The sequence below is a fragment of the Paenibacillus sp. FSL L8-0638 genome (assembly GCF_038593075.1).
Lineage (GTDB): Bacteria > Bacillota > Bacilli > Paenibacillales > Paenibacillaceae > Paenibacillus > Paenibacillus polymyxa_D.
In genome coordinates this window covers 1,384,639-1,407,774 of record NZ_CP151960.1, presented here as the reverse complement: position 1 = coordinate 1,407,774, position 23,136 = coordinate 1,384,639, and the positions used below count along the sequence as shown (strand labels likewise).

At 43.8% G+C, this 23,136-nt stretch carries 21 protein-coding genes; 6 read left to right on the top strand and 15 right to left on the bottom strand.

Annotated features, from left to right (window positions below):
* Positions 1-142: 142 nt before the first annotated feature.
* The 3 genes from MKY35_RS06330 to MKY35_RS06320 all read right to left on the bottom strand — a co-directional run bounded on the left by MKY35_RS06330 (position 143) and on the right by MKY35_RS06320 (position 3,415).
* Entirely contained in the window at positions 143-1,507 is a 1,365-nt protein-coding gene (locus MKY35_RS06330) for an ABC transporter substrate-binding protein (RefSeq protein ID WP_342445902.1), read from the bottom strand.
* Positions 1,508-1,631: 124 nt separating this feature from the next.
* Positions 1,632-2,453, bottom strand: a complete 822-nt coding sequence (locus tag MKY35_RS06325; RefSeq protein ID WP_029516315.1) for a carbohydrate ABC transporter permease — start codon at positions 2,451-2,453, stop codon at positions 1,632-1,634.
* Positions 2,450-3,415, bottom strand: coding sequence for a sugar ABC transporter permease (locus MKY35_RS06320; RefSeq protein WP_029516314.1), 966 nt, complete (start codon positions 3,413-3,415; stop codon positions 2,450-2,452). The genes MKY35_RS06325 and MKY35_RS06320 overlap by 4 nt, the downstream gene beginning before the upstream one ends.
* A gap of 461 nt (positions 3,416-3,876) precedes the next feature.
* Between MKY35_RS06320 and MKY35_RS06315 the strand changes: the two genes are divergently transcribed.
* Positions 3,877-4,659: a polysaccharide deacetylase family protein gene (locus MKY35_RS06315; RefSeq protein WP_342445901.1), complete on the top strand. Its 783-nt coding sequence runs from the start codon at positions 3,877-3,879 to the stop codon at positions 4,657-4,659.
* 154 nt (positions 4,660-4,813) lie between these two features.
* Here the strand turns inward: MKY35_RS06315 and MKY35_RS06310 are convergent, their stop codons facing one another.
* Positions 4,814-6,142 carry a prolyl oligopeptidase family serine peptidase gene (locus tag MKY35_RS06310; RefSeq protein WP_342445900.1) on the bottom strand — a complete coding sequence of 443 codons (1,329 nt, stop codon included), beginning with the start codon at positions 6,140-6,142 and terminating at the stop codon, positions 4,814-4,816.
* A 101-nt stretch (positions 6,143-6,243) separates the two neighbouring features.
* On the bottom strand, positions 6,244-7,125 hold the full coding sequence (locus MKY35_RS06305; protein WP_342445899.1) for an AraC family transcriptional regulator: 882 nt from the start codon (positions 7,123-7,125) through the stop codon (positions 6,244-6,246).
* A 963-nt stretch (positions 7,126-8,088) separates the two neighbouring features.
* On the opposite strand from MKY35_RS06305, the gene MKY35_RS06300 reads away from it, so the two are divergent.
* Positions 8,089-8,889, top strand: coding sequence for a Cof-type HAD-IIB family hydrolase (locus MKY35_RS06300; RefSeq protein WP_165144873.1), 801 nt, complete (start codon positions 8,089-8,091; stop codon positions 8,887-8,889).
* 375 nt (positions 8,890-9,264) lie between these two features.
* On the opposite strand, the gene MKY35_RS06295 is transcribed toward MKY35_RS06300, so the two are convergent.
* A complete protein-coding gene (locus MKY35_RS06295; protein ID WP_342445898.1) occupies positions 9,265-10,155 on the bottom strand; it encodes an AraC family transcriptional regulator in 891 nt (296 codons plus the stop codon).
* 122 nt (positions 10,156-10,277) lie between these two features.
* On the opposite strand from MKY35_RS06295, the gene MKY35_RS06290 reads away from it, so the two are divergent.
* The 3 genes from MKY35_RS06290 to MKY35_RS06280 all read left to right on the top strand — a co-directional run bounded on the left by MKY35_RS06290 (position 10,278) and on the right by MKY35_RS06280 (position 13,307).
* On the top strand, positions 10,278-11,651 hold the full coding sequence (locus MKY35_RS06290) for an MATE family efflux transporter (RefSeq protein WP_342445897.1): 1,374 nt from the start codon (positions 10,278-10,280) through the stop codon (positions 11,649-11,651).
* A gap of 68 nt (positions 11,652-11,719) precedes the next feature.
* Positions 11,720-12,349, top strand: a complete 630-nt coding sequence (locus MKY35_RS06285; RefSeq protein ID WP_342445896.1) for a sugar O-acetyltransferase — start codon at positions 11,720-11,722, stop codon at positions 12,347-12,349.
* Positions 12,350-12,629: 280 nt separating this feature from the next.
* Complete coding sequence (locus MKY35_RS06280) at positions 12,630-13,307, top strand: site-specific integrase (RefSeq protein WP_342446615.1); 678 nt, start codon at positions 12,630-12,632, stop codon at positions 13,305-13,307.
* Between the two features lie 98 nt (positions 13,308-13,405).
* Here the strand turns inward: MKY35_RS06280 and groL are convergent, their stop codons facing one another.
* From groL to MKY35_RS06245, 7 genes are all read right to left on the bottom strand, one after another.
* A complete protein-coding gene (gene groL / locus MKY35_RS06275) occupies positions 13,406-15,034 on the bottom strand; it encodes a chaperonin GroEL (RefSeq protein WP_013309215.1) in 1,629 nt (542 codons plus the stop codon).
* A 73-nt stretch (positions 15,035-15,107) separates the two neighbouring features.
* A complete protein-coding gene (gene groES, locus MKY35_RS06270) occupies positions 15,108-15,389 on the bottom strand; it encodes a co-chaperone GroES (RefSeq protein WP_007429271.1) in 282 nt (93 codons plus the stop codon).
* Between the two features lie 358 nt (positions 15,390-15,747).
* Positions 15,748-16,515, bottom strand: coding sequence for a twin-arginine translocase subunit TatC (tatC, locus tag MKY35_RS06265; protein ID WP_103048885.1), 768 nt, complete (start codon positions 16,513-16,515; stop codon positions 15,748-15,750).
* A 109-nt stretch (positions 16,516-16,624) separates the two neighbouring features.
* A complete protein-coding gene (locus MKY35_RS06260) occupies positions 16,625-16,882 on the bottom strand; it encodes a twin-arginine translocase TatA/TatE family subunit (protein WP_209949648.1) in 258 nt (85 codons plus the stop codon).
* 103 nt (positions 16,883-16,985) lie between these two features.
* Positions 16,986-17,468 (bottom strand): MogA/MoaB family molybdenum cofactor biosynthesis protein, encoded by a 483-nt coding sequence (locus MKY35_RS06255; protein ID WP_013309212.1) that lies wholly within the window; start codon positions 17,466-17,468, stop codon positions 16,986-16,988.
* 114 nt (positions 17,469-17,582) lie between these two features.
* The gene (gene moaC, locus MKY35_RS06250; protein ID WP_029516247.1) at positions 17,583-18,071 is read right to left on the bottom strand and encodes a cyclic pyranopterin monophosphate synthase MoaC; all 489 of its coding nucleotides are present in this window, start codon (positions 18,069-18,071) and stop codon (positions 17,583-17,585) included.
* Between the two features lie 38 nt (positions 18,072-18,109).
* Positions 18,110-18,763 carry a 5-formyltetrahydrofolate cyclo-ligase gene (locus MKY35_RS06245; protein ID WP_029516246.1) on the bottom strand — a complete coding sequence of 218 codons (654 nt, stop codon included), beginning with the start codon at positions 18,761-18,763 and terminating at the stop codon, positions 18,110-18,112.
* Positions 18,764-19,033: 270 nt separating this feature from the next.
* On the opposite strand from MKY35_RS06245, the gene MKY35_RS06240 reads away from it, so the two are divergent.
* Positions 19,034-20,998 carry an ATP-binding cassette domain-containing protein gene (locus MKY35_RS06240; RefSeq protein ID WP_342446614.1) on the top strand — a complete coding sequence of 655 codons (1,965 nt, stop codon included), beginning with the start codon at positions 19,034-19,036 and terminating at the stop codon, positions 20,996-20,998.
* Positions 20,999-21,546: 548 nt separating this feature from the next.
* On the opposite strand, the gene tsaD is transcribed toward MKY35_RS06240, so the two are convergent.
* Both tsaD and rimI read right to left on the bottom strand, forming a co-directional pair.
* The gene (gene tsaD / locus MKY35_RS06235) at positions 21,547-22,611 is read right to left on the bottom strand and encodes a tRNA (adenosine(37)-N6)-threonylcarbamoyltransferase complex transferase subunit TsaD (RefSeq protein WP_023987471.1); all 1,065 of its coding nucleotides are present in this window, start codon (positions 22,609-22,611) and stop codon (positions 21,547-21,549) included.
* Positions 22,608-23,123 carry a ribosomal protein S18-alanine N-acetyltransferase gene (rimI, locus tag MKY35_RS06230; RefSeq protein ID WP_029516243.1) on the bottom strand — a complete coding sequence of 172 codons (516 nt, stop codon included), beginning with the start codon at positions 23,121-23,123 and terminating at the stop codon, positions 22,608-22,610. The genes tsaD and rimI overlap by 4 nt, the downstream gene beginning before the upstream one ends.
* Positions 23,124-23,136 lie beyond the last annotated feature (13 nt).

Sequence of the window (23,136 nt, the reverse complement as noted above, 5' to 3'; positions counted from 1 at the left end):
GTCTAAACGCTTATTCTAAAAGTGAAAATGCAAAAACGGATCGAATAAGTGAGGGGGTCACTCATTCGATCCGCTATGTCATAAAATCGGATGATAAGGGGGCCATTCTACAGATTATCAACCGATTTTAAGGGAAGGCCGACTATTTTTTCACGGTTTGATTATATTGCGCAATTTTGCCTGTGATTTCTTGGGTAGCTTGATCCAATGCCTGTTTGGGCTGTTGCTGGCCACTCAGAACAGCCTCGATTGCACCTTCGACGATTTGACGCGCTTCTGGGAATACGCCCATCACTGCGCCCTGTGTAGCGGTGGATTGTGCCGATGCATGCAATTGGTCAACCGCCGTCTGGAATTGCGGATATTTTACCATATTGTCTTTGAGTACCTTTTCGTCATAGGCCGCTTTCGTGATCGGGAAGTACCCGGTATTCACACTCCATTGTGCCTGTACAGCTGGGGAAGCGACGAATTTAATGAACTCCCATGCTGCCTTCTGCTGGGCTTCGGGCTTGTTGTTCATGATGTACAAGCTTGCGCCGCCTACAACCACGCCGCCTTCTTTAGCTTCATTCGCTCTTGGCAGGAATCCTGTGCCTACTTCAAATTTATCGCCAACCTGCTCCACAATATTACGCAGCGAAGCGGTGGAATCCAGCGTCATTGCAATTTGCCCTGCGGAAAAAGCCTTTGCCGTATCGTCCGAGTTACGTCCCAGATTGGATACAACCTTTTCATCGATCATTTTCTTCCACCACGTTAGGGTTTTTACACCTGCATCCGAATTCAGCATGGATTCCGTTGCCGCTTGATCACGACCATTGCCATTATTCACATAATCTGCGTTCTGATTGGCAAACAGTTGTTCCATAAACCAGCCGTAGATGGCAATGGAAGCACCGGATTTACCATCCTTGCTCAAGGCTTTAGCAGCCTTTTCGAACTCATCATACGTTTTCGGAGGATTAGCTGGATCAAGTCCTGCGGCTTTGAATGCATCCTTGTTGTAATATAAAATCGGGTTTGACGTATTGAACGGCATGGCGTTCAGTTTACCATCAATCGTATAGTATCGTGTAATATTCGGCTCTAGCTGTGACAGATCGAACTTGTCTGCATCAATAAATTGTTGTACGGGTGTGATCATTTTGGAATCGATCATGAATTTACTACCGATTTCGTATACTTGAATGATGTCCGGGCCGCTGTTGGAACCAAGCGACGCTTTCAGCTTGTTCAAGCTATCATCGTATTTGCCTTGATATACTGGCTCTACCTGAATGTCCTTATGACTGGCGTTAAAGTCAGCAGCGATCTGCTTGATTGCTTTTTCACCGTTACCGGACATCGAATGCCACCAAGTCAGCTTCACTGGAGAAGCCGCTGCTGCCCCATCACTACCATTACTCGGCTTCTCTGCAGCAGTATTATTGCTACAACCTGCTGCAACCACCATGGCAGTCAGAATAAGCAGGGTCAATGCACTTTTCAGACGAAAAAATCTCATAATCTCTCTTCTCTCCCTTTGATTAAATGATTCTTGAATTGGCATTCTCTTGCGATATTCTTGTGTGTTGAAGCTCTGTATATGGGCTGCTTGCGCAGGTGTTGCTTTCTTTTGACATATGTGGTCAGCCTTTAAGTGCACCCGCCGCCATTCCACGAACCAACTGTTTTAGTCCAAAGATCAGCAGGAGCAGAGACGGTAAAATGACAAGAGCCGTACCCGCAAATACCAGATTCCATGAAGTCGATTCCTGAAATTCGAGCATGGATATGCCGATCTGTACCGTGCGCATATTCTCGCTATTGGTGATCAGTAAAGGCCAGAGGTACGAATTGTACATATTCAGGAACGAATACACAGCCAGTGTTCCGAGCGCAGGGCGCGATAACGGAAGCACATGGAACAGAAAGTAACGGATATGTCCGCACCCATCCATTCGAGCCGCCTCGAACAGTTCCTTGGGAAGCTGGAGAAAAAATTGCCTTAACAGGAATGTTCCGAATGCTGTCGCCAGAAAAGGAACTGTCAACCCTTGATATGTATCAAGCCAGTTCCAGCTTCGTACCGTCAGGTAGTTCGGAATAATGGTCACTTCCCAAGGGATCATCATTGTCGCAACAAACATGCTGAAAATGAAGTTTTTTCCCTTGAATTCCATTTTGGCAAAGGCATAGGCCGCCAAGCTCGCTGTAATCAGTTGCCCAATCATTGTAAGACCCGAAATGAGAAATGTATTTCCAATAAAGGCTGCAATCGGAACGATTTCAAACACTTCAGTAAAATTGGCCATATGAAAAGAATGCGGGAAAAAGCTTGGTGGGTAAGCGCTCGCTTCCTCGGGAGACATGACTGCCATAAAAAACGTATATATAACCGGATACAAAATGAGAGCAGCTGCAATCGTAAGCAGCACATACAGCAATGTTGAATTCAGGTGTCGTTTCATTGGTAATGCACCTTTCTTTCCACCCATTTGAACTGAATCATCGTGAGCAGCAGAATGACAGCAAACAAGACAATGGCCTGCGCGCTCCCCGTTCCGAACCGGAAATTAACGAAAGCTTCCTGATAGATGGAATACACAAATACATTCGTACTGTTCACCGGACCGCCTTTGGTCAAAATGTTAATTTGAGCAAAAGACTGGAAGGCTCCAATGATGGAAACTACGGTCACAAAAAAGATCGTCGGTGATAACAGTGGCATGGAGATACGCCAGAACGTGACGAGCGGTCCAGCCCCGTCCATTTTGGCACTCTCATACATGTCATCTGGAATCCCTTGAAGTCCGCTCGATAAGATAATGTAATTGAAGCCAAGATTCATCCAGATGGTCATTATGGCTACTGAGAACAGCGCCCAATCCGGGCTGGTCAGCCACGGAACCGGATTGATATGTAGGAGGGAAAGCACATAGTTGAGCATCCCCAGTGTCGGATGAAAAAGAAATTTCCAAATGACCGCAGATGAACCGACCGACAACACCATCGGCAGCGAAAAGGCAAACTGGAAGATACGCATTCCCCGCAATTTACTGTGTGTAAGTGCAGCCAGTACCAGCGCCAATAAAATACCTACTGGTACGGTTAACAGTGCAAACAGGAGTGTCACCTTAATCCCTTGCAGAAACAATCCCGAGCTGAAAAGTGTAGTGAAATTATCTAATCCTACATATGCTGCAACGTTTCCTGCGGGATCTGTAGAATGCAAGCTGAGATAAACGGACTTGATCATCGGATAAAACATAAATATAACGAACAAAATAAGCGATGGAGCCAAAAAGGTATACGCCAGCGCGTTTTCGCGCAGTCTTTGAATTTTTAGCGAACCCGTGCGTATGCGGGCTTTAGACGAAGTCTGTTGCTGACTCCTCGTCCCCAGTCCCATAGATTTGTTAAGCTCACCCAAAACGGAGCGCCCCTTTCTTTTCAAACCAACCTCAGTAAGTGTATCGTTTCGATGTAAAGGGAACGTCAAGTGGGCTGGAGTAAAATGTTAATGTTTTTTCTTATTGTAAAAGCAACTCTCTATAGGTATGAGCACAAGGACGGTTATAACCCTGTTGAGCTAGCGTTCGATCCATACAATCTGTCTAGTTAAAAAGACAAAAAACCTCCAATTCCGTAAGGGGCCTGCCATTGGCCCATTACGAAGTTGGAGGTTTTAGTTATCTCTATACAATCTCCACTCGGTAGGTGGGTGAACACCTCGTTCACACCCTGATTAATCAGCGTGATGTTCCCTCTAGAATCCGATAAATAGATCTAATCTTGAGTGATTTGAAATGATGAATCTTAGAAACGGGGAATGGTATGCGCTCTTTCTTGGCAAGCTAATGTGAGAATACGTAAGAACGGAGAAGAAGCCTGATGAAATATAACCATTTGCTGTGCGCTGGAATCGCTGTTTCTTTACTGTGTATCAGCTCTTGTCCCACTCCATCTACCAATGCACAAGCCCATGCCTCCCCTACTCCTACAAAGGGAAGAGCCTATTATGAAGAACGCGGCGACATTGTATGGGAAGTTCCTACCCATCGCAAGTTGATTGCCCTCACATTCGACGACGGACCGGATGGAAGCAATACGCCTGCCATTTTGGATTTGCTTAAAGAATACGATGCTAAAGCGACCTTTTTTGTCGTCGGCAGTCGTGTAGAAAAGCTGCCTCACCTTGTCAAGCGGGAACGAGAAGAAGGGCATGAAGTTGGCAACCATACCTTCCTTCACTCATCCTTTCAGTATATTTCTCGCAACAAAGCTCTGTCCGAATTGGATCAAGCTCAGGCGAGCATCGTACAGGCAACTGGTGCGGGGACCCATCTTTTTAGGCCGCCCGGCGGCTCCTATACCGATTCGCTGGTCAAGCTCTCCAAGGAGAAAGGGCTGAAAATTATTTTATGGTCCTGGCATCAGGACACCTTAGATTGGCGAAAACCCGGTGTACATCGTATCGCTAATAAGGTCCTTCGCAACGTCCGTAACGGCGACATTGTCCTCATGCACGATTATGTACATCAAAGTACGCAAACCGTTGAAGCCTTGAAAATTATTCTACCCGAGCTCAAGAAAAGAGGTTATACCTTCGTTACGGTATCTGAATTACTCTCTAATCGGGAAAAACCGGATGGGCTGATTGAAGTGAATAAGTGAAAGGAAGAATTAAACTCCGTCAATTATTTGTTGACGGAGTTTTATATAGCGTTGCAGTATGAGACTCTTGGCATTTGGTTTTGAAAAGGATCTCATCCCCCAAAATATAAAAAGCCGCGACTTACGCGGCAATTAATAAGATCATTGCTATACTTTAGTCCAATGTTTTGGAGGCAAGCCATTGCATCATCGTTGTTTTCTTTCCGTTAATCACCTTCGATACTTCGTTGTTATATACGTAAATCCAAGACCAATGGCCGTTGTATTCATACGGTGTTTGGTCGCTCTTCTTATACAAACCAGAGGTATCCACTACGTTATCAAATAACGACATATGAACATCCTTTGCTCCAGCATTCACTAAACGGTTGTAAGTCGGAACCGTATAATCGTTGGGCGGAACCACGGTGTCGGTTTTGGCAGCCACAAACCAGATCGGCAGGTTCTTCATTTCGTTAATCTGTTCATCGGTTATAAGACTATCCTTCAAGGCTTCACATGCGACCACAGCTGCTGCAAAATAATCTTTATAGTCACGGATCATCAGCATAGTCATGTAACCACCGTTGGAGTCTCCACCAATGTAGATTCGATCTGTATCAATGTCTTTGTTTTGGGCCACGTAATCCTTAATTAAGGACATCAATGCTTGCTCATACTTGGAGGTTCCGTCCCCAAAGCTTGTAAAGCCATCCATCCAGTAGGTTGGGGTCTGAGGTGCCAACACATAAGCCCCGCCAAAATAGGATTGAATATCCTTTGAGGAAAAATTTGCTGCTTTATTTCCGGCAATCGGAATCGTTGGATCGGTACCTCCCTCACCCATACCATGCAGCCAGATCACCAAAGGGTTTTTCACTTTGTCTTTTGCCGGTGCATAGTCTGCGTAGGTTAAAGTAACTCCATCAAAAGTAGATTTACCGGTCGCAAATTGATCAACCAACTTCCGTATCTGTCCTGCGGAAGTATCAATCTTCAAATCGGAAATCGTTCCGGATTTGGTTTTAATAGCTTTTTGCTGCGTGATCGTGTATTTGTTATCATTCCATGCATTAAACCCGGAGCCTGCCGCATCATAATGAATAGCGGAGCTTAGTGTTAATGTCGGACCGATTTCCATTTCCAATACAACATAGCTTCCGGTTTTATTTACAGGATTGCCACTTTTGTCCGATACATAGGCCTTGGTGACTTTCCGGTTGCCATTTTCAATAAAGGGATTTAACAACCGATTGTCGCTTCTTCCCACATGCACCTTAAATGTATCCTTAGTTATCGCATCTTTAGGGACTGGCTTACCCAGGTTAACAATGATCTTCGTAATGGCTGCTCCCCAATCCTTAACTTCCGCAACCGTCCGGTATGAGGTGGGCTGTATCTTTACATCCTTGGCCCATGCACCGGAGCTGAAAACAAGAGTCGTACCGATAGCTAAAGTGAGTAACATAGTTGTCTTAGCAGCCTTTTGAAACCGTTTAAACATGATGTCTTACCTCCCAGATCCATTAATAGAACGCTTACATTATTTATTTTAATAATCTTTTTAATTTGCATCCTGTCTTTTATTAGCCTAATTCAGGTCAATTACTGACTCCTTGCTCCAGAATACCTCTTGTTCTCTTTTCGATATTGATGCGGTGTTGCCTGGAAAACCTTCTTAAATACCCTGGCAAAAGACTTCTCGTTCGGAAAACCGTGCTCCAACGCAATTTGTATGATGGAATGATCCGTATTCATAAGAACACGATAAGATCTCTCCAGACGGATGGCATTGATATATTGAAATAGAGTCATCCCTACATGCTTCACAAAAAAACGGGACAAATATTCGGGAGATAGTCCAAAAACCTGGGCTATGGAATCCAGGGATAAGCTTTGATCGTAATTCTCTTTGATATAATTGGTTATCAGCGTCAGCCGCTCCAAATATTTATCAGAGTTAAAGCCGGGGATAGATTCATTGTCCATTTTAAAATGCATTAATAACAGATACACCAGTTTATAAGATAGCGATGTTAAATGGATATGTGCTAAAGAGTCATTATGCTGATTGAGATAAGCCACAAATAAGGTGTTTAGCAAATCACGCAGCTCCGCAAAATGCTGTAATCTCTGCTCGTTAGTTTCGAAAATGGATATACAGTCAAATGAAATGGGGTTACTGCCGTTGACATTTGCTCTAATAAATTCAGAAGGAATCAGAACGGTTATGGCCTCTCTTCCTTTTCCCTTAGCCACAGAAAAGGAATGAATAGCATTCGAATTAATGAGCACAATATCTCCTTCTTTGGAGCTATAGCTCGCACCATCAATATAGATATGGTCAATTCTTCCTGAAAGTACATAGGATATTTCGATGCTATCGTGCCAATGCCCAGGTATGTATGCTGGTTCATTGGAGGAATGAACTATAATTTTTAACGGAAAATGATGGTCTGCCTGGACCAGCTCATATTTGTATTCCAAGTTTATCGCTCCTCTCAGATGTGACCTCATAAATAGAAGAAAATGGCTTCAGCAGAGTGCCGAAACCACTTGTATTTAACCTCCCTCTCTCTATAAACAAAAAAACCTAAGTATAACAAAATACATAAGATCCTTGGATCTTAATATTTTGTTCCTTAGGTTTTGCCTGCGTAACAGTAACAATCCTAGTGCTATTCATTTAATTAAGCTAAGTATATAGTGGGTTGAAATACATGTCAACGCTTTCATTTTAGAGCGTAATGAAGTGAAAAAACTGGATTGATTCTCGCCGATAAACGTTTCTGAACTTAACTCTTATTTTATAACATGGTTTGTTCCCTGTTCAGAAAATTTCATTTGCCTATATTCATTCATATTCGCCGAGATTGTGATTTTTTATGTGATTTTTTATGTGATTTTTTGTGATTCAAATAACGAAATATTCACCACATATCGGCCTCATCAACAATTTCCTTCTATTGTATATTGAGGCATAGGAAGTAGCAATGATATTTCTGAAATTTAATATTCTCTAAAATACCTCTTCCTAAACAGCTGGCATTTTAACGATCACATATCATAATTGTGGCTTGGCAACTTGGAAAAATGTACTGAAATTAATTTATTGACATGAAACCAGTTACATATTTTAATCTTGTTTTGTAGCGAGAGATCATAGATAAGCATGTTACCAACTCGTTTTGAATTTTTTTAAATACATTTTAAATGTCCATTATAAAGTATTTAAAAAAAGAGTTTTATGAATTTCACAGGAGGCGAATTTGATGGGAATATTAGGTGGATATATTGACCACGTGCGTTTTGATGGGTTCGTATTTTATCATTAGCGCAATTGTATATTCGCAAAGTTCAAATTCTGGTGGAAAACATGCAAGTGAAATACGTCGATCATTGCAATCAGAAGGATAAACAAGACAAACAAAAAACAGGAGGGTAATAAGTATGATTAAACTTGTAGTCACTGATCTAGACGGAACATTTCTGAACAATAAAAGTTTGTACGATGTCGAACTTTTCAAAAAAGTTTATGCCGAGATGCAGCAAAAAGAAGTCACATTTGTCGCATGTACAGGTAAACAATGTGAACGTGTTGAAAAATTGTTTGACGAACATGGCAAGGGAGTTTGGATATTGGGTGACAGTGCTGCTCGAATTAAAAAAGATGGCCAAGTGGTTAAAGAGTTTAGTATTGATCGAGATCTAGCTCTACAGGCGATTGATCAAATTCAAGACTTCGACAACAATATGACACTTATTGTATGTGCTAGTGATGCTGCGTACGTTCATTCTTCCATTTCAGAAGATATGTATAACGTTGTTAAAGGCTCCTATGAACGTGTATTAAAAACAGACTCCTTTGCAAACATAGATAGCTGTTTTATCAAAATTACGGTCTTCGACACGGAGGGACGAAGTACAGCATTAAGAGCGCATGTTGAGAATACGTTGGGTGGGAAAATTTATATTGTTGATTCAGAAGCTAGATGGCTGGATATCACGGCATTGCATACGCATAAAGGTGAGACAGTAAAGAAACTGCAAGAAATGTTGGGCGTCACATACGAGGAAACAATGTCATTTGGTGACGGCGAGAATGATGTGGAACTCATGGCAATTGCGAAATACAGTTTTGCAGTGAGTAATGCTTGTGAAAATACTAAAAAGGCAGCAAACTTCATTACTAAGTCAAACGAAGAAAATGGTGTTCTTCTCACGATTCAAAAAATACTGGATTTGCAGTGACCCTTTCCTTGTCTGTCAACTGGTATTTCATTATGTAAAAGAGGGGGGCAATGGTGTGATTGCCCCCCTCTTTTATCATTTGAGTTGCAGAAACAGGCACTTCCAATGGTTATTATGTACCGAAAAAGAAATGATTTATGAGCAGACTCATCACATGTATCAATAAAGAATGAAACTTTTGCGAGATATGTTGCCCCTAAATATCTAAAAAGACGCTGGCATGTTAGCGCTCTCCGTGAAAAACAGGTTGTTCCTCTACGTAAAGTCCGTACTCCTTATTGTTTGAATTTCTATATTACGCTTTTGAGAAAATAAAATTTGATTGGAAGACTGTTGTAATCCAGATTATTTCAAATCGGTTTGTATTACTTCCATTCAAGTTGAATCGTTATTCGAAACTTGTTTTCGATAATTTTGCGGAACTACACCCATCTGTTTACGAAAAATGGATGAAAAATAACTAGCACTTTGAAAACCGCAGGCAAGTGCAATTTCACTTATGGATCTTCGTGTTTCTTTTAACATTTCGCAACTTTTTTGAAGACGATATTGAGTGACATAATTGTTGGGTGTCTGGCCCACATACTTGTTAAATAATGTACAGCAACGGCTTCTGCAAACGGCTCCTGCGTAGGCGATCTCCTCAAGAGTTATTTTTTGATCATAGTTTTGATGAATGAAACGCGTCATTTCTTGAACATGCGTCAATACTCCAGGTTGCCCATAAATGGGTTGCAAATGATCCCCTATTGTTGCACACAAAGATAAAGCTTGTGATGCCAGACGAAGCGGATTTGGAGGAGTATGGTCCTTATGCATTTCCTGATAGATTTCTTGAATGGACAGTAATATTCTTTGCTGCCAATCAACCTGATCTGTAAGTACAACAAAATCAGCCATCATTAAACTAAACTTTTCCCCCCAGTATGTTTGAATAAATGAAGGCTTCTCACCAAGGATAGAGGGATGAATGACGACGACAAGGAATAAACAATCTTTATGGTCTACAAGAGAATAGCCGAAATGCAAACGTTGGCTATTCACAAAAAGTCCATCCCCTTGATGCAATCGAGTGATACTTCCATTCACAGAGAAATCCATCGATCCTTGTAATATGTAGATAAACTCTATGTCCAAATGCCAATGCGCTACTGCTGCATAATTGTTAAATTGATGAAGGCTTCCCTTTCGGACATAAAGCGGTAAATCAGGAAGATTATAATTCAAACGTTCTGATAAATCAGAAAACACCTCTAAATTTGTCATCAAAGAGCCCCCCCTTTGTAAATATACGATTTTTATAAAATTATAGCCAATATTAATGGAAACAACAATGATATTATCCTATCCTTATATTGTGTAGATCAGTGGGGGAGGACAGGAGATAGGTGAGAAACCGCATACAACTCAAAGGTTCTAATCGTGATTTTAATCGGGAGTTAATGACGCTCGTTATTCCCATTGCATTACAAAATTTAATATCAGCAACTGTGATATCCGTTGATGTAGTTATGCTGGGCATGATTAGTCAATCCGCAATGTCAGCTGTATCACTCGCAGGGCAAATTACTTTTGCATTAACATTGTTTTATATGGGAATGTCAGCGGGGGCAAGTATCCTCACTGCGCAATACTGGGGGAAAAAGGATACTTCAACCATACAGCGCATTCTTAGTATCGCTTGCATGTTCTCCTTTTGTGTCTCCATTTTGTTTTTTTTATCTTCCTTCTTTCTTCCGGGTGCACTTATGCGTTTATTCACCAATGATGCAGAACTGATTCGATTCGGCTCAAGGTTTTTACAAATGAATTCCTTTTCTTATCTTGTGATGGGAATATCGCAGATGTATCTCAGTGTGATTAGAAGTATGGAAAATGCAAAACTTAGTGCGTGGATTAGTTCCTTATGTTTGATTTTGAACATTTTCTTCAATGCCATTTGCATTTTTATTTTATTCCCATCAAGGCCCGAACTGGCCATTTCAGCCGTAGCTCTTGCCACGGTTTTAGCACGGATTGTTGAACTAGCGTGTTGTGTGATTCATTCCATAATCAAGGGATCCATTCGTTTTCGTTTGCCTGTACGTGACGGCATTCAACGAAATTTATTAAAAGATTTCCTAAAATATACTCTGCCTGTACAGGGGAATTATATTGTTTGGGGAGGAGCTCTTACCGCTACTGCTGCAATTATTGGACATGTGAACTCCGATATGGTAGCCGCAAATTCCATAGCGTCTGTAGTTAAAAATCTAGCAGTGGTTCTCTGTGGAGGCATCGCTACTGGGGGCTCTGTACTTGTTGGGAAGTATTTGGGACAGGGTGAAATCGAGAAAGCAAAGCATGCGGGCAACAAAATGTGTTTTTATGCTTTGATATTTGGGGTCATTGCAGGCTGCACGATTCTGTTCATTAAACCACTGGTATACTCTATCGTCAATTTGAATCCAACTGCTCAAAGTTACCTAGATGGGATGCTTTACATTAGTGCGTATTATTGTATAGCCAAATCGTTTAACTCCACAACTATAGCGGGTATATTCACGGCTGGTGGGGATTCTAAATTTGGATTTTGGTGCGACACTGTTGTCATGTGGCTTATTATTCTACCGCTTAGTTACCTATGTGCTTTTGTTTGGCAAGTCTCCCCCATTTTCTTATATATCGTCATCAGCCTAGACGAGATGATTAAACTTCCCATTGCTTTTATTCGATATCGACAGTTTAAATGGCTTAACAACATCACTAGAAACTTTGCATAAACCTGATCATAAATAAGGTTTTGCAATTTATTCTAATAAATATAAGCATGTATAAAGGAGAATGTGGCATGAATATCCAAGAAAGAATGGTTAGCAAACAATTATTTACAGATCACGATGCTAATTATCCGAAAGAGGCTGCAGAGTTGGCAAAAGCACGCCAGCGTGGTAAGGCAATATGCTATGAAATTAATAATTTGCATCCAGATGATGTTGAAATGCGCAAAACGTTAATGAAACAACTTTTTGGAAGTATTGGAGAAAATGTATGGATGGAGCCGCCCATTCGCATGTCTTATGGTTCAAATACGACCGTAGGAAATAATGTATATATCAATTTCAATCTAACCGTGGTTGACGACTATAAAGTTACGATTGGTAATGATGTCATGTTTGGCCCGAATGTAACGATTGCTGTAACGAATCATCCTATACATCCAGAAAAGCGCAAAGAAGGCGGGATGTTTGCATTACCAGTGGCCATTGAGGATGGGGCATGGATCGGGAGCGGAGCGATTATTGTTCCAGGAGTCACGATTGGCAAAGGGAGTGTAATTGGTGCTGGTAGCGTGGTAACCAAGGATATCCCGGCGAATGTAATAGCTGTTGGAAATCCATGCAGGGTTCTTCGGGAGATTACGGATCATGATAGAGAGTTTTACTATAAAGACATGCGTTTTGATCAAGTTGAATGGTAAGAAAAAGTGACCAGTAGTTTTATAGAATAAAAATACGGCTCACATAAAGTCAAATGGAACCATACCATCTTCGATCATCTACCTTCCGGAGAGGAGTTTTTCGATGAATATAATTTATTTTTTTCTTACAATAGTTTCCCTTTATTTTGTCATTACAGCAATTGTGCATTCACGCCACACTCACTTGGTAGCCGATAAAATGCAAAAACAGTTTGAACATTACTTTAATGAAGATGCGCATCAAAATGACCAGCATATCGTATCAAATTAATAGCAATGCATTATTAGCGAAGCAAAACGTCAATTTACAGTTAATAAGTATTTAGAAATATTCGTTGAATATAGCATCCTTCATCTTGAACAAGCTGATGACATTGAAATCTTTCACTTGCTTGCCTTTTCAGGGATACGATCTGGGGAACTCTGTGCTTTAAAAGATACGGACTTTAACTTTGAATTAAATGAGTTACGAATAACCAAGACACTTTACAATCCTGATAATAATATGCGTAAATACATTCTAACTCCACCCAAATCTACAGGATCTATTCGTAAATTTAATATAATTGATAACGTTATGAATTTGCTCCAAAGACACATTGTTAAACAACAAGCTTTCAGACTTGAATGCAAGAAATTATTTGATGATTATCATGAAAACAACTTTGTTTTTGCCCACAAGAACGGCTACCCACTCATTCAAAAAAATATATTAATCCGTATGGAACGTATTCTCAAGAAAACCTCAATTACAAAGAAAGCTACTCCTCACATTTTTCGGCACACTCACATATCGATGCTGACTGAAGCTGAAGTTGATATCAAAACAATCATGAAGCGAGTTGGTCATGATGACGCAAAAACGACATTGAAAGTCTATACACACGTTACGGAGAAAATGAAGAAAAATGCCAATGCGAAGATTAAAAATCACTTCTCAGACATCCTTCAAATCTGACTCGTTGCAGAGAATGTGATTTTTATGTGATTTTATAGAAAAAGGCTCCCTCTCGGGAGCCCTTTAAATAGCGGTATTACAGGGTTTTGAGGCCCTAATTACATCATGCCGCCCATTCCACCCATGCCGCCCATGTCAGGCATTGCAGCCTTTTCTGGTTCTGGCTTGTCAGCGATAACCGCTTCAGTAGTCAGGAACATTGCCGCTACGGAAGCAGCGTTTTGCAATGCATAACGAGTTACTTTCGCAGGGTCAACGATACCAGCGTCGATCATGTTTACCCAGTCGCCAGTAGCTGCGTTAAAGCCTACGCCAACTTCTTCGCGTTTCAGACGCTCAACGATTACAGAGCCTTCTTCACCTGCGTTAGCAGCAATGGTGCGGATTGGAGCTTCCAGAGCGCGCAACACGATGTTCACGCCTGTTTGCTCGTCGCCTTGCAGTTCAACAGCTGCAACTGCTTTGTATACGTTCAGGAGCGCTACACCACCACCGGATACGATACCTTCTTCAACCGCAGCACGGGTTGCGTTCAGAGCATCTTCGATGCGCAGTTTGCGTTCTTTCAATTCTGTTTCAGTAGCCGCACCGACTTTGATGACTGCTACACCGCCGGACAATTTAGCCAGACGCTCTTGCAGTTTCTCTTTGTCGAACTCGGAAGTGGTTTCTTCCAGTTGCGTACGGATTTGGCTAACACGAGCGTCGATGTCGGCTTTGTTTCCAGCACCGTCAACCACAATCGTATTTTCTTTTGTGATACGCACTTGACGTGCTGTACCCAGTTGGTCTACGGAAGCTGTTTTCAGGTCCAGACCCAGTTCTTCCGTGATCACTTGACCGCCTGTCAGGGCAGCGATATCTTGCAACATTGCTTTACGACGGTCACCAAAGCCTGGAGCTTTAACAGCTACAGCGTTGAATGTACCACGCAGTTTGTTAACAACGAGCATAGCCAGCGCTTCGCCTTCGATGTCTTCAGCGATCAGAACGAGTGGCTTGCCTTGTTGTACGATTTTTTCAAGCAATGGCAGGATTTCTTGTGTGTTTGTGATTTTTTTGTCTGTGATCAGGATATACGGATTGTCCAGTACAGCTTCCATTTTGTCCGTATCTGTAATCATGTACGGGGAAATGTAGCCACGGTCAAATTGCATACCTTCAACCACTTCCAGCTCTGTTGCAAACCCGCGGGATTCTTCAACCGTGATTACACCGTCTTTGCCCACTTTTTCCATAGCTTCAGCGATCAGTTCGCCTACTTCGTCATCAGCAGCGGAAATACCAGCTACTTGAGCAATGGATTGTTTGCTTTCGATTGGTTTGGAGATGGCTTGCAGTTCAGCAACAGCCGCTTTAACCGCTTTGTCGATCCCTTTACGGATACCGATTGGGCTTGCGCCAGCAGTTACGTTTTTCAGGCCTTCTGTGATGAGGGCTTGAGCCAAAACAGTAGCAGTAGTCGTACCATCACCAGCTACATCGTTCGTTTTGGTCGCTACTTCTTTAACCAGTTGAGCGCCCATGTTTTCGAACGCGTCTTCCAGCTCGATTTCTTTTGCAATCGTTACACCGTCATTAGTGATGAGCGGGCTACCGAATTTTTTCTCCAGTACAACGTTACGGCCTTTCGGTCCGAGTGTTACTTTAACAGCGTTAGCCAATGCGTCAACCCCGCGCAGCATAGAGCGACGAGCGTCTTCACTGAATTTAATATCTTTAGCCATTTGTGATAAACCTCCCTATGGATTATGAATGATTTGTTTCAATTCCTATATTCAGGTCTTGTCCGGGTTCCGGTTAACCGATGATCGCGTGAATATCGCTTTCTTTCATAATCAAATATTCTTTACCTTCATATTTGATTTCCGTTCCAGCGTATTTAGAGAAAATGACACGGTCGCCTTCTTTTACTTCCAGAGGAATACGGGCACCGTCTTTCAATGCGCCTGCGCCAACCGCGATAATTTTGCCTTCTTGCGGCTTTTCCTTGGCAGAGTCAGGAAGTACGATCCCGAAGGAAGTCGTTGTCTCTTGCTCAATTGCTTCCACCAATACGCGTTCACCCAAAGGTTTGATCATGAAAAAATAGCCTCCTTATTAAGTGTTTTATCCTGTAATTTGGTTGTTATGTTGTATGTATTAGCACTCGACAGTCGTCAGTGCTAACAACCAACTTTATGATACTCAACTTGGGATTGAATTTCAAGTCCCTAATGTATTTTTTATGGGAATTTTTATGGACAGCCCTTCCCGATTATATCCATCTATCTGAAAAATAACCGTTAACTCAAGGTTAATGGTTATTTTTCAGGGGACTAAGCTGCTACTGTTCATGCCCTGTACATAGTCATGATATACAAATGCATTCATCATCTGCAAATTGCCATGAAGCGCGACCCGAATAAATTATTTACTGATCCATTCAGGTCCTGCCTTATTATTCTGAAGCTACACGCAATTGAGCCTCACGTTCCTCCTGTGCACGCAGTTGCCTGCGGTACACGACCGAAGACAAGTACACGCTCACTTCATATAGCACCAGCAACGGAATCGCCACCAAAAAATCGGAAATAAAGTCCGGCGGGGTAATGACAACCGCGACGAACACCAGCAGAAAATAAGAAATCTTCCGCCATTTGCGAAGCCGCATTGGTGTTAAAACATGAATCCCCGTCAGAAACATGATAAGCAGGGGGAGCTCAAACAGTAGCGCTACAGGTAGTACAATATTAAACATAAAGGTGAAATATTGTGCGATCCCGTACGTTTCCTGTAATCCCATACTTTTGGTGACAGACGATGTAAACTGAATCGCCATCGGGAAAATAATGAAATAAGCAAAAGCTGTCCCAATGATGAATAAAAGCAGCACATAAGGCACATACCGCAAAGTCGCACTTCGTTCTTGCGGCCTTAATCCCGGGCTGACAAATTTCCACAGTTGGTAGCATGCAAACGGTAGCGCCACCGCAATCCCGATGATCATGGCGATCTTCATGTAGATACCAATCCCGTCCCAAAATGAAAACGCGTTTAACTGAAAAGCTTGCGCCGAACCGGAGCGAATAAGCCAGTCATAGACAGAACCCGCCGCGAACAGACCACCAGCCAGTGCCAATACAAATACAATTAGCACATAAATTATTCTGCGGCGAAGCTCACCCAGATGTTCCATTAACGGCATTTCATGCTCTGATGGGGTCAAGTCCATTCCTCCTTTCTGAACGGAACGCAGCAGCGCCTCCTAAAAAATAAAGCCCTTCACTGAAGAAGAGGCTTTTGTTTAGTACAAGATCAAGAATCGATCACTAAATCTATGGCAAGCGTTTATCCTCAGACTGAGGCTGAGGTTGAACTTCTGAAGACGTCGTTTGTGATGCTTTGACCACACTATCTTTGCTGTCTTTACGCTCAGTCCGTTCATCTTCTGATAAAATATCGCGTGCCCCGTTTTTAAACTCACGGAATGTACGCCCTACAGCTCGACCCAGCTCAGGCAGCTTGTTCGGACCAAATAGCAGCAGCGCCAGAATAATTAACAAAATATAACCCGGTGCTCCAATATTGGGCATGTGTAGTAATCCTCCTTATGTTGACGAACAAAATAAGAATCTTTGTCCGTATACGGCCTTATACATTCTTATAGGTATCATACCACACACGATGTGCTGCCTTCTACCGGAACTGACCTGTCACCATAAGCAACGCTTCTGGAAGCTGGTCCATTATCGCTGCCAAATTTTCATGCACGCCTTTGGGCGTTCCTGGCAAATTGACGATCAGTGTACGTCCGCGTATTCCCACGATTCCACGGAATAGCATAGCCGCTGGATTTTTCTGCATCACGATCATTCTCATGGCCTCTGCCATACCCGGCACTTCCCGTTCCACAACCCGCCGAGTCGCCTCGGGTGTCACATCACGAATGGCCAGCTCAGTCCCGCCCGTAGTTAGTACCAGGTCTGCATGAAAATAATCGGTCATTTCGATTAAAGCTGCAATAATTTCATCCGGTTCATCGGGAACGATCCGGTATTCCACAATCTCTCCGCCCAGTTCTTCTTCGATGAGTTCCCGGATGACCTGTGCGCTTGTATCCTCACGCTCTCCCCTTGCCCCTTTATCACTGGCTGTTAGGATCGCCGTTTTCCACACCATAAGATCACCCTTCTCCTATCATGAAAGAATACTTTCTCTTCTGAAAATCAGAAACAGCCACGCTGCATCCTGCATCACATCACAGTACCCTCTCGGCGACAATGTTTATCTATGTCAAGGTTCCCGGTGGTCCTCCCGTTGAAAATCCCCATGCTTGCCACCTGTTTTGGATTGCAGCATGGTAGGGCCGATGATCATATCTTTTTGCAGCGCCTTGCACATATCATACACGGTTAACGCTGCGGCTGAAGCCGCTGTCAAAGCTTCCATTTCTACACCTGTCTTACCTTCGGTCTTCACTTCAACTTCAATATGAAGCACATCATGTCCATTATCGGAAAAAGTAATGTTCACGCCTGTCAGAGCCAGTGGATGACACATCGGTATCCAGTCTGACGTTTTTTTCGCGCCTTGAATCCCTGCGACCTGGGCCACAGCAAGAACATCACCCTTGCCGATTCTTCCTTCTTTTACAGCCGTCAATGTAGCCGGATTCATCGTAATCTGAGTCACGGCAACTGCTGTACGAACCGTAGACGTTTTACCCGAAATATCTACCATACGAGCACGTCCCTGTTCGTTAAAATGAGTAAAGGAATCCACGACTCCCTCACAGCTCCTTTCACATACCCAACTTTACTTCATTCATCATTTGTCAATTTTGCATAATCACAATCTAAGCGTCCATCCAGAGTAAACAGCACGTCCACTCGCAAATCCCTTGGCTCCATAGGCACCTGTGTGAGCAATTGTCCCGGCAGTAGCAGCGAGACATACAGCGGACCTACGTGGCTGTTGTTACGCTTCTCTGCCTCTACCTGTACGGTAAAGCGGTCATAATAGCCTCCGCCGTAGCCAATCCTGCCCCCACGACGATCAAAGGCCAAGCCAGGCACAACAACCCAGTCAATTCCCGTCCACATTTCAGGCGACCATTCCTTGCATGTCAAAGCAGGCTCAGGGATGTTCCAGACGCCGGGTACAATATCTCCGTTCTGATCCATCTCCCTCAGCTCCATCGTCCGAGTTACCGAATCCACTCTTGGAGCCAGGACACGATCTCCCTGTGACCAGCAATGCTCAATGAGGGGAGTCGTCGAAATCTCGCTGCCAAAAGAGAGATAACTAAATAAGGTTAGCTTATCTCCGTTTCTGTCTATTCTAAGCTGCTCCCATGCCTCGATTGCATGCCGACAGGCCACAGCCGATGCCTTCTGCCTTGTCAGCGGGTCCATGGAGTCACGCGCCTCCCGTTGCTGTAAACGCAGCGCGTTCTTCACATTACAGACATCCATCACATCCGCCCTCCCGCACAATCGTCGATAATCTTTAAAACGTTGCTATTGTCCCATTTGTCAGTAAGTGCTGTACGTTGCAAGTTTTTTTCATTCTTTTTCACTTCTCGCTTAAGTTTATCATTGTTTATACAAATTGACTACACGCGGCTCAAGGGTTTACAGGGTGAAAGCAGTGCAATAGTGGGTAATTTCATGTAAACTGGAAGGAAGGTACCTGCGAAAAAAGCAGGTAGAACTGTGCAAAATGTAATGGAGGAACGATACGCTATGCTATTGCAAGTAACCGGAATTACTAAATCTTATGGAATTGAGCCCGTTCTGGACGGGATTAACCTTCAAATATTGGAACGTGAACGTATTGGACTGGTAGGTGTGAACGGTGCAGGCAAATCGACCCTGCTCAAAATCATTGCTGGTGAAATATCCTATGACAGTGGACAAATTTTCAAGGCAAAGGAGACCAGCATCGGTTATCTGGCGCAAAACAGCGGCTTGAATTCTGACCGTTCTATCTGGGGGGAAATGATGCTGGTGTTCACTCCCCTGATTGAAGCGGAACGGGAACTGCGGCAAATGGAACAGGACATCGCTGACCTAGCCAATGCTCAAAACGAAAAACGCTACGCAGATCTGCTGGAACGCTATGCACGTCGTTCAGACTGGTTCAAGGATCACGGTGGTTATGAAATGGAGACCCGTATTCGCAGCGTGCTGCACGGCATGGGCTTTGGCTCATTTGCACCTGAAACGCCTGTAGCTACCTTGAGCGGAGGACAGAAAACCCGGCTTGCGCTTGCGCGCATCCTACTGCTCGCACCAGATGTCCTTATGCTTGATGAGCCTACCAACTATCTGGATATTCAAACACTAACCTGGTTGGAGGACTATTTGCGCGGCTACTCCGGTTCTCTGCTGGTTGTATCACATGACCGTTATTTTCTGGACCGACTGGTAACGACGATTATTGAAATTGAACGCCATCGTTCTACTCGATATACAGGCAACTACAGCCGCTACATGGAGCTGAAGGCCGCCGAGTACGAAACGAATCTTAAACATTACGAAAAGCAGCAAGGAGAAATTGCCCGTTTAGAGGCATTCGTACAACGTAATATCGTGCGGGCTTCCACGACCAAACGCGCTCAAAGTCGGCGCAAGCAGTTAGATAAAATGGAGCGTATGGATCGGCCCATGGGAGACTTGAAAAAGGCTCATTTTTCCTTTGAAACAGCCCATATGTCAGGTAAGGAAGTACTGGAGGTCCGTGACCTCTCTGTGGGATATGAAGGGAAAAAGCCTTTATTCCAGCACGCATCGTTCGACTTAAAACGTGGAGATACCGTGGCACTCATTGGTCCGAACGGGATCGGAAAATCGACGTTGCTCAAATGTCTGACCGGATCACTTAAACCTGCTGCGGGCTCCATCCACTGGGGCACGAAAATCAAAATCGGTCTGTATGACCAGGAGCAGACGAACCTGAACCCTGCCAATACCGTACTGGAAGAGTTGTGGAGCGAGTATCCTCATATGGAAGAAGCACGTATTCGTACAGTGCTGGGTAATTTCCTGTTTAGCGGTGACGATGTACTGAAGAAGGTAGCTTCATTAAGCGGAGGGGAAAAAGCTCGCGTATCTCTGGCCAAGCTCATGCTGCGCGAAGCCAACGTATTAATTCTCGATGAGCCTACCAACCATCTGGATCTGTTTAGCAAGGAAGTGCTGGAAGCGGCTTTGATGGACTATGACGGTACACTGTTGTTCATTTCCCATGACCGTTATTTCCTGAACAAAATGGCGGAACGTGTCATCGAGCTTCATCCTGGAGGGATAGAACATTTCCTGGGGAATTATGATGACTATGTAGCCAAAAAGCAGGAATTGGAGGAAATTGCGCAGGAAGCTTTGGAGGCAAATCAGGCCGCACGCGGCAAAACATCGGCTACCTCTGCATCCGTGACAGACGAGACCACATCCAAATCACGCGCCGCCACCTATGCTGCAGACAAACAAGCCAAAAGCGAGGAACGTAGCCGTCAACGCAAGCTGGAGGCATTGGAAAACCAGATCAAAACGCTGGAAGAACAAATTTTAGGGCTGGAGGAACAAATGACCCTACCTGAGATTTATCAGGATTACACAGCGCTTCAGAATATTCAGGCACAGCTCGACACCCGTAAACAGGAATTGACTGAAACCTATACCTCTTGGGAAGAGCTGTTAGAAGAATAAACACTACTGCATAAAATCTCAGCCTTAAAAATTTCACATTTTCCTCTTCTATATTTTTGTACACAAGATTATCCACAGCTTATGTGTATGAATGAGATTGAAAAATGGCCTTTTAGGCCATTTTTTTTATTGATAAAGAGCCATTTTCAAATAAAAACCAAATTTATCCACCCTTTTATCCACATTATCCACAGAATTCACAAGAACTAAAGGTGTTACATATCCCCCAACTTGCTATCTCCAAAAAGTCTTAGCCTGCTTGCTTCGGACTCGGTTATCCACATTCGAAGCGGTATATGTGGATAACTTTGTTCACAACTTGACAAATCACATCATTATTCGGGCAATATCAAAATCCCAGATTTTTTTGATGGATTATGAAAAATTGTGGACCATTGTGACGAATTATGCGAGTGATTGAGATGCTGCCATTCTTTTGCTCAAACTCCTGTATTTTATCCTCTTGAATTTATATTTTTATGATCGTTATGGTGCGGAACAAAAAAGACACGGCTCAACTGTGCCATGTCTTGCTCATTCTTCTTCAATTAAGTTTGGACAGACCATTCTTCCAGAGACAGCCCTGGATCAGCCTTCATATCCAATGAGGTAAATTCTCCGCGCTTCCATTTGGCGTAGGCCGCAGCGCCGATCATCGCTGCATTATCTGTGCAATATTTCATCGATGGTACAAGCAGCTCGATTCCTTCGCGCTCACAGCGCTCCCGCAATGCTGTACGCAGTCCGCGATTAGCAGCCACACCGCCACAAAGCAGGAGCTGCTTCGCACCGTATTCACGCATGGCGCGAATCGCCTTTTCCACCAGCACCTCGACGACCGACTCTTGAAAACCTCTTGCGATCGCTCCGACATGAACGGTTTCTCCGCGCATTTTCGTCTGGTTAATTACATTCAGCACCGCCGATTTCAAACCACTAAAGCTAAAGTCATAAGAATCTGGCTCCAGCCATGCACGCGGCAAAGTAACCACTTCCTCCGATTCATGAGCCACACGATCCACATGCGGACCGCCGGGATACGGAAATCCAATGGCTCTCGCTACTTTGTCGTAGGCTTCCCCAACCGCATCATCCCTTGTACGACCAATGAGTTGAAAATGACCTTCGGACTCCATCAGCACTAGCTCTGTATGTCCTCCTGACACAACGAGAGCAATGCACGGATATACGATATCATGCTCCAACTGATTGGCATAAATATGTCCCGCGATATGATGCGTCCCGATTAACGGTTTGCCGAATGCCAAAGCAGCACTCTTAGCGGCGACAATACCAACCAGCAATGCGCCAACCAGTCCTGGTCCTTGTGTCACGGCAACCGCCGAAATCTCACGAGGGGTAATTCCCGATGTTTGCATGGCCTCGTCCAGCATATAGGTGATGCTCTCCACATGTTTGCGTGAAGCCACCTCTGGCACAACACCACCAAAGGCTTTGTGTGTTTCAATCTGACTGGAAATCAGATTCGAGAGCACCTCTGTGCCATTTTTCACGACAGAAACAGCCGTTTCATCACAACTCGTTTCCACTGCCAGTATATAGCAAGGCTCGCCGGAGGCGGAGCCTGTACCTGCTTTTTCCTCTTGCGTCATTGCTTCTGCACGCTTCCTTCCTGTTCACCGGATGCCCCATGCGCGGGAAGATCCGCCCACATGATCACGGCATCCTCGTTATTATCCGAATAATAGCCTTTGCGCACACCCGCGGGCTTAAAGCCTTTTTTCTCATACAAGCCCTGAGCGATCCGGTTCGTTACCCGCACCTCTAGCGTCATACGTTCCATCCCTAAATAAGATGCGGTCTGCATCAGCTCATTCAACAGCTTGTCTCCAAGCTTGCGTCCGCGATAAGCCTCACGAATCGCAATATTCGTAATATGGGCCTCATCCATAATCGTCCACATGCCTGCGTAACCAATGGCTTGTCCGTCTAGTTCCATAATCATATATTTAGCGAAATGATTCATCGTCAGCTCATTGCGGAATGCTTCCTCCGTCCACGGTAGCGTGAACGCTTCATGCTCAATCTCCAGCACATCGGGAATATCATCCAGTTGCATCAAGCGAAACTCAAGTTTCTCTTCCCGCTGTATGTTCTTTGCCATGTTGTTCACCGCT